Annotated in this window: 9 protein-coding genes; 3 read left to right on the top strand and 6 right to left on the bottom strand. The window is 65.0% G+C overall.

Annotated elements, in window-relative coordinates:
• Positions 1 to 28: 28 nt before the first annotated feature.
• From IPU70_RS09480 to IPU70_RS09470, 3 genes are all read right to left on the bottom strand, one after another.
• On the bottom strand, positions 29 to 3502 hold the full coding sequence (locus IPU70_RS09480; protein WP_242702399.1) for a DEAD/DEAH box helicase: 3474 nt from the start codon (positions 3500 to 3502) through the stop codon (positions 29 to 31).
• Positions 3503 to 3830: 328 nt separating this feature from the next.
• On the bottom strand, positions 3831 to 4988 hold the full coding sequence (locus IPU70_RS09475) for an NADH:flavin oxidoreductase (RefSeq protein WP_207466753.1): 1158 nt from the start codon (positions 4986 to 4988) through the stop codon (positions 3831 to 3833).
• Position 4989: 1 nt separating this feature from the next.
• Positions 4990 to 5385, bottom strand: a complete 396-nt coding sequence (locus IPU70_RS09470) for a RidA family protein (RefSeq protein ID WP_207466751.1) — start codon at positions 5383 to 5385, stop codon at positions 4990 to 4992.
• Between the two features lie 140 nt (positions 5386 to 5525).
• Here IPU70_RS09470 and IPU70_RS09465 point away from each other — a divergent pair, with 140 nt between their 5' ends.
• Complete coding sequence (locus IPU70_RS09465; protein ID WP_207466749.1) at positions 5526 to 6434, top strand: LysR substrate-binding domain-containing protein; 909 nt, start codon at positions 5526 to 5528, stop codon at positions 6432 to 6434.
• A 32-nt stretch (positions 6435 to 6466) separates the two neighbouring features.
• On the opposite strand, the gene IPU70_RS09460 is transcribed toward IPU70_RS09465, so the two are convergent.
• Positions 6467 to 7093, bottom strand: coding sequence for a TetR/AcrR family transcriptional regulator (locus IPU70_RS09460; RefSeq protein WP_207466747.1), 627 nt, complete (start codon positions 7091 to 7093; stop codon positions 6467 to 6469).
• A gap of 81 nt (positions 7094 to 7174) precedes the next feature.
• Between IPU70_RS09460 and IPU70_RS09455 the strand changes: the two genes are divergently transcribed.
• Positions 7175 to 8602, top strand: coding sequence for an MFS transporter (locus IPU70_RS09455; RefSeq protein WP_207466746.1), 1428 nt, complete (start codon positions 7175 to 7177; stop codon positions 8600 to 8602).
• A 46-nt stretch (positions 8603 to 8648) separates the two neighbouring features.
• Here the strand turns inward: IPU70_RS09455 and IPU70_RS09450 are convergent, their stop codons facing one another.
• The gene (locus IPU70_RS09450; protein WP_207466745.1) at positions 8649 to 9566 is read right to left on the bottom strand and encodes a LysR family transcriptional regulator; all 918 of its coding nucleotides are present in this window, start codon (positions 9564 to 9566) and stop codon (positions 8649 to 8651) included.
• A 153-nt stretch (positions 9567 to 9719) separates the two neighbouring features.
• On the opposite strand from IPU70_RS09450, the gene IPU70_RS09445 reads away from it, so the two are divergent.
• Complete coding sequence (locus IPU70_RS09445; protein ID WP_207466744.1) at positions 9720 to 12302, top strand: penicillin G acylase; 2583 nt, start codon at positions 9720 to 9722, stop codon at positions 12300 to 12302.
• On the opposite strand, the gene cydC is transcribed toward IPU70_RS09445, so the two are convergent.
• On the bottom strand, positions 12274 to 15885 hold the full coding sequence (cydC, locus tag IPU70_RS09440) for a thiol reductant ABC exporter subunit CydC (protein ID WP_207466743.1): 3612 nt from the start codon (positions 15883 to 15885) through the stop codon (positions 12274 to 12276). The genes IPU70_RS09445 and cydC overlap by 29 nt on opposite strands.
• Positions 15886 to 15972 lie beyond the last annotated feature (87 nt).

Below are 15972 nucleotides of genomic sequence, written 5' to 3'. Positions count from 1 at the left end.
TATATGTCCATGGCCGATAGAAGACATTTCAGTTCTCGTGGCTGTTCAGGAGCTTGGCCATCGTCCGGCCGTGTCCTGACGTAGACCAAGATGTTCTGGAACCAATCACGTACATGGTCCGTTTAGCGCGCGATACCATCACATTCAGAATGTTGGGCGTACTCGTTGCCCACGATCTGGCACCTTGTTGGGCCTTCGTTGGCGCTCCCAAAATCGCGATGACTGCTTCGGCCTCTTTTCCTTGGAAGGTATGAATGGTGCCGACTCGCTCGTTGATCCAATCATTCATGTCCACGTTAAAGGCCCTGAAAAGCGCTTCTTCCTGGCGAAGCAGCTTCCGAAGCTCATTAGCAACAATACGGAACGGCGTAATGATGTAGATATCAGGAGAAGTCACGCCCCCCTCGGACAGCTGGCGTAGCAGGTCTAGCATGAGATTGCCTTCGGCTGGACACCACTTGGAATCTGCCGTGCCATCCACATCCAGCCATCGCGGGCCACCCAAGATATCGACAATCCTGCTGATCGAAGGACTGCCGGCGGCATGTACCATTTGCCCGTCATAGGCAATATCGTTGGCAATGCGAAACATCGGATCCTGACAGCGCCGATGCACCAGCAGAGGTAGGCCGACTTCACGTGTGCCTGCGCTGGCCTGGAACTCGGCGCGGTGATAAGAGGCTTCGTCTGCCAGAGTCTGGGCCGACGCTTCCGGGGCCAACCAGCGCAGTTTATCGATGTTGAAGTGCTTGGCGATTTGTGCGGTCAGCTTTTGGGGCAGCGATACGACAGGAGGGATTTGCAGAGGATCGCCCACAACAACCGCACGCTTAGCGCGCATGATGGCGCCAGCCGCTGCCTGCGGCGTTGCCTGGCCGGCTTCATCCAGCAGCAACCAGCCAAAGGACGCGGGAGGCAAGTCGCCCAACATGCGGTCTACCGACGCAAAAGTCGTCGATACTACTGGGCAGATCAGAAATAGCGTGGTCCAGAGATCACCTAATAGCGCCAGCTTGGCTGGATCCTGGAACGCGCCGGCTTGCATGGCGTCCATAAGGGCGCCGAAGTTATGGGAAATCCGTTGAGCGTTGACGTCGATGAAGGCGCGATGCAGAGCCATTGAGGCTTCAAAGAGATCCTCCCGCTTGCGTTGAATCGCCGGCGTTATCCAGGGCGTGGACAGATTCCACGCTTCATGACCGCGGGAGAAGAAATCTTCTCCAACCAAGTGCTTGCCGAGGATCTCTCTATGGCCTGCTATCGCCAGTTCCAGCGTCTCCAGCTCGGACATGCTTGTCTGAAGGAACTGCTGAGCGCGCGCGCGCGTACGTTTTGCTTCATCGCGAGCGCTTTGTGCAGCCAGGAAATCTCTTCTTGACTGCGCAACAGTGCGGCGGAGGTTTCGCGCATTCTCCGCAAGAGGGGCATATTGCGCTTGCCAGTCTCTATATCGACGAGTATTGAATATCTGATGCAGCCACCATGGTTTGGAGTGGCGTGCGCGCTGCTCACCGGCTTCAATGTCTCGTAAGGTCCGTTCGGCGAGTGTTAGCTGGGATTGAAGCTCTTCCAAGAGCGCCGCAAGGCGCTCATACTCAGTCTGATCGCGTTGATGCTGTTGCTCGGCCACAGCGACGGCGTGACGGGCTCCGGGCAACCTTAGGCCTTCTTGCCGGATTTCTTCCAGGCGGCGCAGTTCCTCGTCCAGTTCATTTTTCAAAGCCTGGAAGCGGCGGCGCGTCTTCGCCCATTCTGTTTTGGCTTGCTCGGGCGACGGTGGCGCTTCTTTTGTTACGACGGCCGGCGTTTCACGCCGGATGAGTTTGCCGGCGTCATCAACAATTTCACGAATTACCGAATCGCCTTTGGCGGCCTTTAGATAGATGCGCAGGCTGTAATCGGGGTCGAACCAGACTGCCTGCTGGAAGGCACTCCGGTTCTCCGCATTTCCGAGGACGGCAGCAATCAGGCCCCAGGTGGCTTCTTCAGAAGGACTTGTACCCTGTCCGGCGCGAGCTGCGTTGAGCCGGTTGGAAATAGTCTTGAAATACTGGAAATTGCGGCCCATCGCATTAGCGGATGGCAGTTCGCGGCTGATGTTCTCGACGGCCTTATTGTTGCTTGAGGCAACAATGATTTCATGGCCTTTGAGCGACGGGTCTACCCGATATAAATGGAAGAATGCGCGATCACCGGCCGGAATCTTGATCCCAGTGGTTTCAAAGGCGCGACTGGGATCGTCGAACTTGGCCATGGCCATTGCACGGTCCAGTACGCAGGCAGCGACAATATCGCGCAGCAGTGTTGTTTTTCCGGTTCCGGGTGGGCCATTCACCGCCGCGATGCCTGGCGTTTGACCAATGACGCTGCGTGTCGCATTTACAGCGGCCTGCTGCAGCGTCACAAGCGAGTGCCCCCCAGGCGCGGGCCAACGGGCTTGGGGGAAGCCCTTGGGGGCGATGAGTTCCTCGACTAAACCGTGATTACCTAGCAGGTCCTGGCTACGCTCAACTCTCTGCAGACCAATATAGCGGGCAAGGGGTGGCGTGACATTGTTGGCGGTCACCAATTGCCGGATCCTCGCCAGATCATTCAGGTAGAACGAGTTTAGTAAGGAAACGTCGGGTGGATTCTTGGCCTTGTAATAGCGGTGGACCCTGACCGAGAACTTCGGAGCCTGGTAAAAGCCTGCGGGAATCCGCAATTTCTCGATCAGCCATTTAAAGGCTTCATCGATCAATCGCCGGTTCACTGGCACAGACTCGCCATTCTCGTCACGCTCTACCAGGCGTTCGGTAAGATCTTTGACTAGGCGTTCTTCCAGATCAACCCAGCGACCCAAGTGGGTGAGATCCCCTTCCAAGGCAACAGGCAGTGCCCAGGCGAAGCTGGATATGGCGACGCCATTTTCCTGGACTAGATGGCCGTCGCGATCTATCAGTGCTGCTGCAATGACGGCCTTTTCCTGTGCGCGCGCGTTTCTTTCCTCTTCTTCTCCATAAGTCTTGACCAGTGCGTCAGTGGCGACCTTCATATCGATGGCGCCAAGCACTATCTGATAAAACAGTTGATAGTTCGGGCGAGATTTTTCGCCGTGCTGCCAAGGCAATAAGTCGTGATCGAGTTGTGCGATGCAGCGCGCATCGCCGCTCGCCAAATCCGCCGGCTGGCGATAGGTCTGCGGAGAAAGTGCTTCCATCGCTGTCCAAGCCTCGATGATCGAGATGGGATCATCCGCGCGTCTGGCAACTGGGGTGATTTTTTTCGTCGAAGGTGGCGTACCAACGGCCGGCCGAGCAGCGGCAGCAGACGGGGCCGGCCGGCTTGCAGGCATGGGGGGCTGCTCTCTCTCAGGTTGAGGCGGCATTTCCCCCCGGATGCGGTTCGCTAATTGTGTTGCCCGCTCAGTTTTCCGATGCGAGAGTTCGTCCTGGAGTAGCTCCAAGATTTCCGGGTTGCCCTGGGCCTGATCAAGGATGGATTCCAGATTCCCAATGCTCAAGCTGAAATATGGTCGCGTTGTCGCCAACGTATCTACCTCTATTTGCCTTTTCTCTATATGAACTGACTAAAAAGGCCCGGCAATGAGGGTGACCGCTGCCCTGTCATAGTCTGGCAGACATTATCAATGATTCTAAGGCGCTTTCGCCACGTAGTCGGTCGGCTGCCTTTATGCGGTAAGCGTTTGGCGCCTATAACCCTCAAGACCTTAATGATCCTGGAAGTTGTGACATGGAATTTTTCCCAAGAGAATGGCGCTGTCGAAATGCTTGGCAGTCACCTCCACCGGTAGCTGATGCGTGAGGAGGTTCCCGCGCTTTGTCGTCGCACTATTGCCCAAACTTAGGAGCCAAGCGTTCCTCGCGATGCCGCATCGCGTTGGCAAGGTCGGCAATGGGCGCCAACAACCCTCGATCAAAGGCCTCGAACTCTGCGCCGGCACGCAGTCTTGCAGGCCAATCTGCGTGCGTCAGCGCGCCACGTCCGAGCGAAACAAAGTCCGCTTCCTGCCGCGCCATCATTCCGTCGGCCGCGATCGGGTCATGCAGCGATCCGTTGGCCAACACCGGGACCGAAACGTGCTGGCGCGCCAATGCCGCGAGGCTGGAACCCTGTTCGCCAAAAGCCGGACGCCAAGCCTCGAACTCGGTCGTGTGCAGGTAGTCGATGGCCTGCCCACCCAACGTCCGGTAGATCTGCGCCGCATCCGTCTCGCCGCCTTCCCACTTGTGGGTGAAGTCGTTGACCTTGCCCTGCGAACTGCGCACGCCCACGATAAAGCGCTGCCCCGTCGCGCGGCGCACGGCGTCGATGACCTCCACGGTCAGGCGCAGCCGGTTTTCCAGGCTGCCGCCATAGCGGTCGGTGCGCAGATTGGTGTGGGCGGTCAGGAACTGATCCAGCAGGTAGCCGTTGGCGCCATGTATCTCGACGCCGTCGAAGCCCGCCTCCTGCGCTCTGCGTGCCGCCTGCGCAAAGCCGTCGATGGCCTCTGCGATGTCCTCGTCCGACATGGCTTCAGGCATCAGGTACGGCCCGTCTCCCCGATAGAACGTCATTTGCTGTCCCTTGGGCAGTACGGCCGACGGCCCCTTCGCCGCGCCGCGATGGCGATTGCCCTGCGACAAAGCGCCCGCATGCATGAGTTGCGCAATGATGCGGCCGCCGTGCGCATGCACGCGGTCCACCACGGTGCGCCAGGCGTCGCGCTGGGCGTCGTCGGTCAGGCCGGGCTGGAACAGGTAGCCCTGCGCATGCGCCCGGTCGGTGTAAATGCCTTCGGTGATCACCAGCCCGAAGCCGCCGGCCGCAAAGGCCGCGTAGTAGTCGGCCATTTGCGGCGTGGCGCGGCCATCTTCCGTCGCGCTGACGCGGGTCATGGGCGCGACGACGAGACGATTGGCCAGGGTCAGCCCTCTGTCCAGCCGCAGCGGGGTGAACAGTCCGGCCTGCGCGGCGCCGTTCGGGCGATGGTCGAGCGCGTTCATGTCAACGGCCCTCCTGCGGACGCACGGCCGCGATGGCCTCGATTTCGATCATGGCGGCGGGATCGTAGAGCGCCTTGATCTCGGCGATGGTGTCGGCCGGGTAGGGGGCAGAGAAGAAGCGGCGGCGCAGCGTGACCACGTCCTGGAAATGCCCCATGTCGGTGACGAAGATGGTGACCTTGATGACGTCCTTCAGGCTGGAACCGCCGGCTTCCAGCGCGCGGCGCAAGTTCAGGAAGGCTTGTTCGCCCTGGGCCAGAAAGCCTCCTTCGACGATCTTGCCGTCATCGCTGGCGCCTGCCTGGCCGGAGATGAACAGCAGATTGCCGAACTGGATGCCCTGCGACAGCAGGAAGGGTTCGTAGTTGTCGGGCTGGGTAATGACGCGCTGTAGCATGGTGCGATTTCCTTCACTTATGGTTGGTAGGGTGAATCAGCGTGCAGCCCGCCGATCCATGCCTCCAATGTAGGGATGCGCGCCTTTGGTGACAAAGGTTCATTTGTCAGCTATAAGGTGAGAAAATCTCATCTATTGCCATGCAACGCCGATCTCTCCCTCTTTCCGGACTGCGCGTGTTCGAAGCCGCCGCGCGCCTGGGCAGTTTCAAGGCCGCCGCCCAGGAACTGGCCGTCACGCCGACCGCTGTCAGCCACCAGATCCGCGCGCTGGAGGCGCAGACCGGGCTGGCGCTGTTCGACCGCCATGTGCGCAGGGTGTCGCTGACCGAAACGGGCGCGCAGCTCTATCCCGTGCTGCGCGAAGGCTTCGATGCCTTCGAGGCGACGCTGGCGCGCTTGACGCAGCAGCGTGCGCGGACGCAGGTGACCATCTCCGCGACCAATGCATTTACCGTGAAGTGGCTGGTGCCGCGCATGGCCGATTTCCGCAGCCGGCATCCCGGCATCGATCTGCAGTTGCAGGCCAGCGATGACGTGGTGGACCTGCGATCGGCTGCGGTCGACATCGCGATCCGCTATGGCCGCGGGCCGTATCCGGGCCTGGTTGCCCAGCCGCTGTTCACCGACCGTTTCGCGCCCGTGGCGAATCCGCGCCTGGGGGTCTCATCGCCGGACGATCTGGCCCGCGTGCCATTGATCCGTTTCAACTGGAAGTGGTCTCACCCGGAAAATCCGACCTGGGAGCGCTGGTTCGACGTCGCGCAGCGTTCCCTGCCACGGCAGGCGAGCCAGCTGCGCTTTTCCGATGAAGGCCATGCCATACAGGCGGCGGTCGCGGGCCATGGCGTGGCGCTGGTCAGCCTGCCGTTGATCGCCGAAGAATTGGAAGCAGGCCATCTGATTCAGCCCTTCGGCCCGGCGATAGCCGGGCACACCTACTACCTGGCCACGCTCGCGGAGCGGCCGCCCTCGGCGCCTGTGCAGGCGGTTGCGCAGTGGTTGAGTGCGCAGGCGGCGACGCAAGAGCCAGACCCGCTGAAAGCTTAGGCGTGCAGGTTGGGGCGCCTGGCGCGCTGCTGTCAGCGCGCCGCTGCTGCAAGCAGATCGGCGACTGCGGCCTTGGCGCGGCCGAATTCCGCATGGTCGTCCATCGACGCGGCAACATTGGCAAATGCCTGATAGGCGAGCAGCTCCATGACGAGTTTCGCCTCGTCGGCGTCGGCTGCCATTTGCCCCTGTGCCTTGGCTTCGCGGATCAAGCCGTACAGGCGTTCGCGGCCTGCCTCGCGGTATTGCTGGATCGCGTCGCGCAAGGGGCCGGGGCGCGCGCGGTATTCGCTGCTTACCGCAGTGATGACACAGCCGCCCGGAAGCTGGCGGGTCTCCACGAAGTCGAACCAGCCGCTCATCAAGGCGCGCAGCCGCGCCAGCGGGGTGCGCTTGCGCATGGCCGGTTCAATGACCTGGGTCTGGTACAGGCCGATAGCATGGGCCAAGGCAGCCAATTGCAGGTTTTCCTTGTCGCCGAACAGAACCTGGAGATTGCTTTTCCCCACTTCAGCCCGTTCGGCCACCTGGCCGAAGGTCAGGCCGCCCAGTCCTTCGACGGAGAGGAGTTTCACGGCTTCGTCCAGCACGCGGGCGCGCGCGCGCTCGCCGCGCAGCCGGCGGCCATCGGGCGGGGAGGAGGGAGGCAACGGGTTCATGGGAGTCTGTTCTTTTTACTTGCACGAGTTCGACGCTTTCACGATACTATAAATACGATCGTATATATATAAATGTGAAAAATGAACCCGGCATTTGCGCTGCAAGCTGAAAAGAACCGTCCCGGCCGCGCCCTTGCGGTGCTGTTGACGGGCAACTTCGTGACGATCCTGGATCTATTCATCGTCAATGTCGCATTGCCCAGTATCCAGAGCGGCTTGTCGGCCAGCGATACCGACTTGCAGCTGGTCGTGGTGGCCTACGCATTGGCTTATGGCTTGTGCCTGATAAATGGCGCGCGCCTGGGCGATCTTTTCGGGCGACGGCGTTTGTTCCTTGCCGGCATGGGCCTGTTCACCCTGGCCTCGGCCCTGTGCGGGCTGGCGCTCACGCCATGGCAGTTGATCCTGGCGCGCGCCCTGCAAGGCGTGGGGGCGGGCGTCTTGATGCCGCAGGTGCTCGCTTCGATCAGGGTCGTGTTCGAGGGAGAGGCGCGCAGGCGCGCGTTCGGGATCATGGGCGCCGTGCAGGGCGTGGCGGCCAGCCTCTCGCAGCTGTTGGGCGGAATGCTCATCACGCTGAATCCGCTGGATTTGGGCTGGCGGCTGGTGTTTCTCATCAACGTGCCCATCGGCATCGCCGCGTTGATGGCGGGGCGGCGGGCGCTGCCCGAATGGCGGGCGCCGGTGCCGGCGCAGGTGGACCTGCGCGGCGCGCTGGCGGGCGCTGTCGGGCTGGCCTTGATTCTGGTGCCAGTGATGGAGGGACGAGAGCACGGCTGGCCCTGGTGGTCGCTTGCCGGGCCTGTGCTGGCCCTGGGGGTGTTGGCGTACTTCGTCCACTATGAAAAGACGCTGGCCCGGCACGGTGGCGTGCCTGTGCTGGATATGCGGCTGTTTGCCAACCGGGCATTCGTGGCAGGCATAGGCGCGGTGTTTTTCTTTTTCTCGGCAATCAGCTCGTTCTTCTTCGCGCTGACGCTGCTGTTGCAGTTCGGGCTGGGATTGGCGCCGCTGATGGCGGGCGCAGTGTTCACGCCTTCGGCACTGGCATTCTTTGGCGCTTCGCTTGCTGGTCCCAAGCTCGCGGCGCGCCATGGACGCGCGGCGCTGCTGTGCGGCGTGCTGGTTTTCGCCGCGGGCTTGGGGCTGTCCGCGATCACCGCCGCGACGCAACCCCAGAACCTGACGCTGCTGGTGATATCGCTGCTGCTGAACGGCGCGGGACAAGGACTGGTGATCCCGCTGGCATTCAACGCCATTCTTGGCTCGGTGCAAGAGGAACAAGCCGGCATGGCCTCCGGGATGCTCAGCACCTTGCAAGTCGTCGGGACCTCCACCGGCGTCGCGGTGGTGGGCGGCGTGGTATTCACGATGCTTGAGGCCGCGGGGAGCGGGTCCGCCGGCGATGGCGCATGGCTCTATGGGCGGGCGCTGGCGGCGGCCATGTTCTACAACCTTGCCGCCGCGCTGCTCAGCCTGGTCTTTTTCAGGATGGCGACGCGCCGATAGCCCGGGCGCTTGAACACCGCCTGGATCAACCGCTCCGGGCCAGGGCCTACGCCCTGAATGCCGCAAACCCGTCCCAACACTCGCGCGTGAAGTCATACAGCGCGTCCTGTGCCGTCAAGGGCGTGCGCCCCGCCAGCCGGGCCAGCGCAAAGTGGCCTTGGCGTTGCGGATCGGACGGGATCGGCACTTCGACCAGCAACCCGGCTTCCTGCTGCCTGCGCGTGACGCAGATCACGCCCAGCAGCAGCGCGTCCGAGCGCAGCGCCAGCTCGACCAGCGCGTCCAGGTTTTCGCAGCGGTGGGTGACCATCTGTTCGGGCGCGCCGCCCGGTCCCAGCGTTTCCGCCAGCCGCAGCGAGACCTCGGGGCTGAGCGTGCTGGAGGCCACCGGGTACTGGCGCACTTGTTCTATGCCTGGTCGCCTGTGGGCAAGGATGGGATGGCCCTTGCGGCAGACCAGACCGGCCCGCAAGGGGGGCAGGGGACGGGTTTCCAGGTCGGCTGCGTCATACAGCATGCGGGCATCGCAGACCATGGCGTGGAGGCGTTCGGCGCGCAGCATTTCCAGCAAGGCGGCGGTGGCGCCCAACTCGACGCCCACGCGCACCTGAGGATGGCGTTCAGCCATGTGGGCCAGGAAGGGCGACAGCAGCAGGGACGCGGGCGCCGGACTCAGCCCGATGGACAGGGTGCCGGATTCGCCGCTGTGCAAGGTTTTCAGTTCGCGCTGCAGTTCCGCTTCCTCGAAGCGCATGCGGCGCGCGCGTTCGGCCACGCAGGCGCCGTAGGGCGTCAGGCGCACGCGGCGGGTGCCGCGGTCCAGCAGCGGCAGGCCCAGTTCGGCTTCGAGCGCCTGGATGCTGCGGCTGAGCGCCGGTTGCGACAAGTTGACCGCCTGGGCGGCGCGCGAATAGGTGCCGTGCTCGACCACCGCCAGCAGGTGTTTGAGTTTCTGGAAATCCATGTTCAAGACGCATAAATACTATGAAATAAATGCATTGGAATTATAGAAGCCCGATTCGTATGATGGTCCGCAGACGGCGCCCGCAGAGGCGCCGCAAACCGCGCCCGGGACTCGCACCGTGGCGCGGCTCGACCAATACGGAGACAGATTCGAATGAAGCAGCACTTGTTGTCGGCCGCCATCCTGGCGGCCTGCGCAGCCATGGGCGCCCAGGCCCAGGCCCAGGACGTCCAGCAAAATTCCCAGAAGCAGGCCGGGGCCGCGGCGCGTCCGGCGGGCGCGGCCAGCGGCCAGGTCACGATCCGGCGCGACGGCTATGGCATGCCCCATGTGTACGCCAACACCGTGTACGGCATTTTCTATGGCTACGGCTATGCGGTGGCGCAGGACCGCCTGTTCCAGATGGAGATGGCGCGGCGCAGTACCCAGGGCCGCGTGGCCGAGGTGCTGGGCCAGCCCATGGTGGCGTTCGACAAGTCCATCCGCGGCAATTTCTCGCCCGAGCGCATCCAGCGCCAGCTGGCCGCGCTGCCGGCAGCCGAGCGTCAGATCCTGGACGGCTACGCGGCCGGCATGAACGCCTGGATCGCGCGGGTGCGCGCCGAGCCCGGCAGCCTGATGCCCAAGGATTTCAATGACCTGCGCTTCCAGCCCGCGGACTGGACCGCGTATGACGTGGCGATGGTGTTCGTGGGCACCATGGCCAACCGCTTCTCCGACGCCAACAGCGAGATCGACAACTTGGCGCTGCTGACCGCCCTGAAGGACCAGCACGGCGACGCGCGCGCCATGCAGATCTTCAACCAACTGCGCTGGATGACCGACAGCCGCGCGCCCACCACCGTGCCCGAGGAAGAGGGCGTGTACCGGCCCGATGGCGCCGAGCCGCCCGCCAAGCTGTCCTATGCGCTGCCGCGCTACGACGGCACGCCGCCCATGCTGGAGCGCGTGGCGCGTGATCCGCAGACGCGTGGCGTGCTGGACGAGGCGCCCGCGGCCGTGCCGGCGCGGCTGCTGGCGCAGTTCGCGGAATCGGGGCAGCCGGGAATCGCCGGCTTTCCGACCACCAGCAATATGTGGATCGTGGGCCGTGACCACGCCAAGGACGCCCGCTCCATCCTGCTGAACGGGCCGCAGTTCGGCTGGTGGAATCCAGCCTACACCTACGGCATCGGCCTGCACGGCGCGGGCTTCGACGTGGTCGGCAACACGCCGTTCGCCTATCCCAGCATCCTGTTCGGCCACAACGCGCATGTGACCTGGGGCTCGACCGCGGGCTTTGGCGACGACGTGGACATCTATGCCGAAAAGCTCGATCCGAACGACCGTACCCGCTACTTCCACGACGGCGTCTGGAAGACGATGGAAAAGCGCACGGAACTCATCGAGGTCAAGGACGCGCAGCCGGTGGTGATGGAGGTGTATCGCACGGTCCACGGCATCGTCACCAAGTTCGACGACAAGCAGCATGTGGCCTACGCCAAGGCGCGCGCCTGGGAAGGCTATGAACTGCAATCGCTGATGGCCTGGACCCACAAGGCGCAGTCGCGCAACTGGGACCAATGGAAGCAGCAGGCGGCGCGCCACGCGCTGACCATCAACTGGTATTACGCGGACGACAAGGGCAACATCGGCTACGCGCACACGGGCTTCTATCCCAAGCGCCGTCCGGGCCACGATCCGCGCCTGCCCGTGCCCGGTACCGGCGAGATGGATTGGCTAGGCATGCTGCCGTTCTCGACCAACCCGCAGGTCTACAACCCGCGCCAGGGCTTCATCGCCAACTGGAACAACCAGCCCATGCGTGGCTATCCGTCGACCGACCTGTTCGCCATCGTGTGGGGCCAGGCGGACCGCTATGCCGAGATCGAGGCCCGCTTGAAAGCCTTGACGGCCCACGGCGGCAAGGTCAGCGCGCAGCAGATGTGGGACCTGATCCGCACCACCAGCTATGCCGACGTGAACCGCCGCCACTTCCTGCCGTTCCTGCAGCAGGCGGTGCAAGGGCTGCCGGCCGGCGACGCGCGGGCGCGGCTGGTGGCGGGGCTGGCGTCCTGGGATGGCATGGGCACCAGCGACAAGCAGTCCGGCATCTACGACAACGCCGGTCCGGCCGTGATGGACGCCTGGCTGCGCGCCATGCTCAAGCGCACGCTGGCCGACGAGATGCCTGCCGATTTCTTCAAGTGGTACAGCGCCACCGGCTATCCGACGCAGGCGGCGCCTGCCACCGGTTCGGTCAACCTGACGGTGGGGGTGAAGGTGCTGTTCAACGCGCTGGCCGGCCGCGACGCGGGCGTGCCGCAGCAGTACGACTTCTTCAATGGCCAGCGGCCGCAGGATGTAACGCTGGCCGCGCTGGACGATGCGCTGGCGGCTTTGCAGAAGGCCTACGGTGAGGATCCTGCAAGCTGGCGCATCCCCGCGCCGCCCATGGTGTTCGCGCCCAAGAACTTCCTGGGCGTGCCGCAAGCGGACGAGAAGGCGGTGCTGAGCTTCCCGGCCACGCAGAACCGCGGCACCGAGAACAACATGACCGTGTTCGACGGCCGCGGCGTGCGCGCGGTGGACGTGGTGGCGCCGGGGCAGAGCGGTTTCGTCGCCCCGGACGGCACGCCGTCGGTCCACACCCGCGACCAGTTCGACCTGTACACCGGCTTCGGCAACAAGCCGGTGTGGTTCACGGATGCGGAAGTGCGCGCCAATGCTAAGTCGGTAGAGACGTTGCGCTACTGACGGCGTAGCCGCCCTGGTGGTTGGCCAGCCGCGCATAGACCCCTTGCCGCTTGAGCAATTGGTCGTGCGTGCCGGCCTCGGCCAGGGTGCCGCGCTCCAGCACCAGGATCAGGTCGGCATCGCGGATCGTCGACAGGCGATGCGCGATGACCAGCGTGGTCCGGTACTGCATCAGCACGTCCAGGGCGCCGCGCACCTGCATTTCGGACAAAGTGTCCAGGTGCGAGGTGGCTTCGTCCAGGATCAGCACGGGCGCGTTCTTCAGGAAGGCGCGGGCAATCGAGATGCGCTGGCGCTGGCCGCCGGACAGCTGCATGCCGCGTTCGCCCACGCGCGTCGCCAGCCCCTCTGGCAAGGCGCGCACGAAGTCCGACAACGCGGCCTGTTCCAGCGCGCGCGCCAGGTCCTCGCGGCTGGCTTCGGGCCGCGCCAGCCGGATGTTGCCTTCCAGCGTGTCGTTGAACAGATAGGTATCTTGCGTCACCAGCGCCACGCGTTCGCGCAGGCCGTCCAGTTGCAGTTCGCGCAGGTCCACGCCGTCCAGCTTGACCTGGCCCGCGCGCGGGTCCCAGAAGCGCAGCAGCAGGCTGGCGACCGTGCTCTTGCCCGCGCCGGACGCGCCCACCACCGCCACGGTGGCGCCGGCCGGCACCTTGAAGCTCAGGTCGCGCAGGGTGTCTTCCTGTTTGCCGGGATAGGCGAAGCTGACATGGTCGAAGGCCAGCGACAGGCCATGGGCAGAGACAGGCGCAGGCAGCGGCCCGTCGGTCACCGGCTCGGGCTCGTTGGCGACTACGTGCAGGCGGCGGGTGGCGGCGATGGTGTCGGCCAGTTGCCGGCTGACCTGCGAGATCTCGGACACCGGCAGGAAGGTGGCCAGGGCGATCAGCACCAGCAGGGGCAGCATGCCGGCCGAGAGTGCGCCGGCCGATACCTGCAACGCGCCCACGACCGCCACGGCCACGCCGCCCAGGCCCATCGCGATCTCAAAGCCCGCGGTCTGCCGGGACAGGTCATCCATGATGTCCAGCCGGCGGGTCCGGTAACGGTCCGCCACGCGCAGGAATTCATCGCGCCGGCGGGCGGTGGCCTGGAAGGCGGTCAGGTCGGCCAGGCCCTGGATGGTGTCGGTGGTGTGGGCGCTCATCTCGCCCAGCGCCTCGCGCGCCTTGTCGCCCAGGGCGTCGACCTTGCGGCGGCCGCGCACCGGCGACACCAGCGCATAGGCCAGGAAGGGCAGCAGCGCCAGCGCCACCGGCCAGCTGTAGACGCCCAGGAAACCCAGCACCGATAGCGGCACCAGCACCGAAACGATGGCGGGGGCGATGGTGTGGGCATAGAAGTACTCCACCATTTCCACGTCCTGGGTGGCCAGCGCCACCAGGTCGCCGGAGCGGCGCTGCAACAGGTAGGCCGGCGCCAGGCGCTCAAGCTTGTCGTAGAGCTTGACCCGCATGTCGGCCAGCAGCTGGTACGCCATGGCGTGAGCCAGCCAGGACTCCAGCCAGTGAAACAGCGCGGCCAGGGGCGCCGCGATCAGCAGGCCCGCGATCAGGGCCGAGTAGTCGCGGCCGTCGCGGATGGCGGCGACGATCAGCGCGCTGAACACGCCCACGCCGATGTAGGCCGCGACCCGCGCCACGCCCAGCAGGATCGTGGCGGTCAGCGTGCCGCGCCACGGCCGCACCACCGACAGCAAGGTGCCGAGCGTGGCGCGCCAGCCGACCTGCACCGCGTCCGCGTCCAGCGAGCGCAGGGCCGGGCCTTGCGCGCCGGATTCCTGGCCGGAGGCATCGCGGTCCGCGGCGCGCGTGGGGGCGGCCATGGCCGAGGCGGCGGATCCCGCCGACGGATTGCGGTGCGCGGCGGCCTGCTCATGCATCAGGCGGTAGTACAGGCCGCCTTGCCGCATCAGTTCCGCATGCGGTCCTTCCTCCGCGACCCGGCCCTGGTCCAGCACCAGGCAGCGGTCGGCGCCGATGACGCTGGCCAGGCGGTGCGCCAGGATCAGTGTGGTGCGCCCGGCCATCAGGCGGTCCAGCGCCTGCTGGATCAGCGCTTCGTTTTCGGTATCCACCGACGACAGCGCTTCGTCCAGGATCAGGATGGGCGCGTCGCGCAACAGCGCGCGGGCGATCGCCACGCGCTGGCGCTGGCCGCCGGACAATTGCAGGCCGCGTTCGCCGATGCGGGTGGCGTAACCCTCGGGCAGCGCCATGATGAAGTCGTCGATATTGGCGGCGCGGGCGGCGGCGCGCACCTGTTCGTGGGTGGCGTCGGGGCGTCCCAGCCGCAGGTTGTCGTCGATGGTGCCGTGGAACAGGGTGATGTCCTGGCTCACCAGTGCGATGTGCGACAGCAGCGCCTGCGTATCCAGTTCGTTCACGTCATGGTCGCCGATGCGGATGCGGCCGGACTGGGGCACGCATTCGCGCAACAGCAGGCGCACGATGGTGGATTTGCCGGCGCCGCTGGGGCCGACCACGCCGACCCGTTCGCCCGCCGCGATACGGAAGCTCAGGCCCTGGTGGGCGCGGCGCTCGGGCGTGTAGGAGAACGCGACGTTATCGAACTCGATGGTGGGCGCCAGCCGGCCGGGCGTCTTGCCGCCGGCGGCGGGCGCGGGCGTCAGGGGCTGGGCGTCCGTCAGCGCATGGATGCTGGCGGCGGCCGACTGGCCCAGCATGCCCCGGTGCAGCACCGAGCGCAGGTCGCGCAGCGGACGGAAGATCTCGGTGCCGGCCATCAGCACGATCAGCAGGGCTTCCACGCTCATGTCGCCGTGGGCCACGCGCCAGGCGCCCAACGTCAGCGCCAGCGCCGCGCCCAGCGCCACGCCTAGGTCGCTGATGCCGCGCGTCAGCAGGCTGACCGACAGCACCCAGAAGGTATTGTCCGACAGGCTGCGGGCGCGGGCGGCCAGGCGCTGGCCCCAGGCCTTGCCCTGGCCATAGGACTTCAGGGTGGGCAGGCCCTGCACCGCGTCCAGGAAATCCTCGCCGAAATCGTTCAGCGACTTGCTGCGCGCCAGGCTGGCGCGGCGGTCCAGCATGTGCACCGCCATCGGTCCGAACAGCGCGAACAAGGCGGCTGCCAGGAACACCAGCGCGGTGGGCACGTCCCAGAACGCGATCACGGCGAAAATGGCGAAGGGCGCTGCGGCGGCGATCGCGACCTGCGGCAGGTATTGGCCGAAGAAGGCTTGCAACTGTTCGACCCCGTCCACCACCGTCAGCATCACGCCGCCGGTGCGCTGGTTGGCGAACCAGGCCGGGCCCAGGGAGACGATGCGGTCATAGAGCCGGGCGCGCAGCGCATGCTGCACGGTGGCGGCGCAGCGGTTGGCCTGCACGGTGCGCCTATGGTCCAGGAAGGCACGCAGCAGCACCATGGCGGCGGCGCACAGCGCGGGCGTAAGCCAGTCTTGCCAGGCCGCGCCGTCGAATACGCGGGCCAGCAGCTGCCCCAGGAACACGTAGCGGGCGATGCCGGCCGCCAAGGCCAGCAGCCCCAGCAAGATGCCGCCCGCCATGCCGGCGCGCAAGCCCGCCGTCAACTGCCAAAGGCGCGAATCGAAATACATAGCAAACTCCTTTCAGTGCTTGCATGGTCACTGATCCCGCGCCCCGGCGAAAGCGATAGTTTTTCAATCTAGGGTTGAGCTAGACTT

This window comes from Achromobacter sp. SD115, from assembly GCF_017355315.1.
In the GTDB taxonomy this organism is placed as follows: domain Bacteria; phylum Pseudomonadota; class Gammaproteobacteria; order Burkholderiales; family Burkholderiaceae_B; genus Achromobacter; species Achromobacter xylosoxidans_B.
Note: the sequence above shows the minus strand (reverse complement) of the source record. Positions and strands in the feature narration are given on the sequence as shown.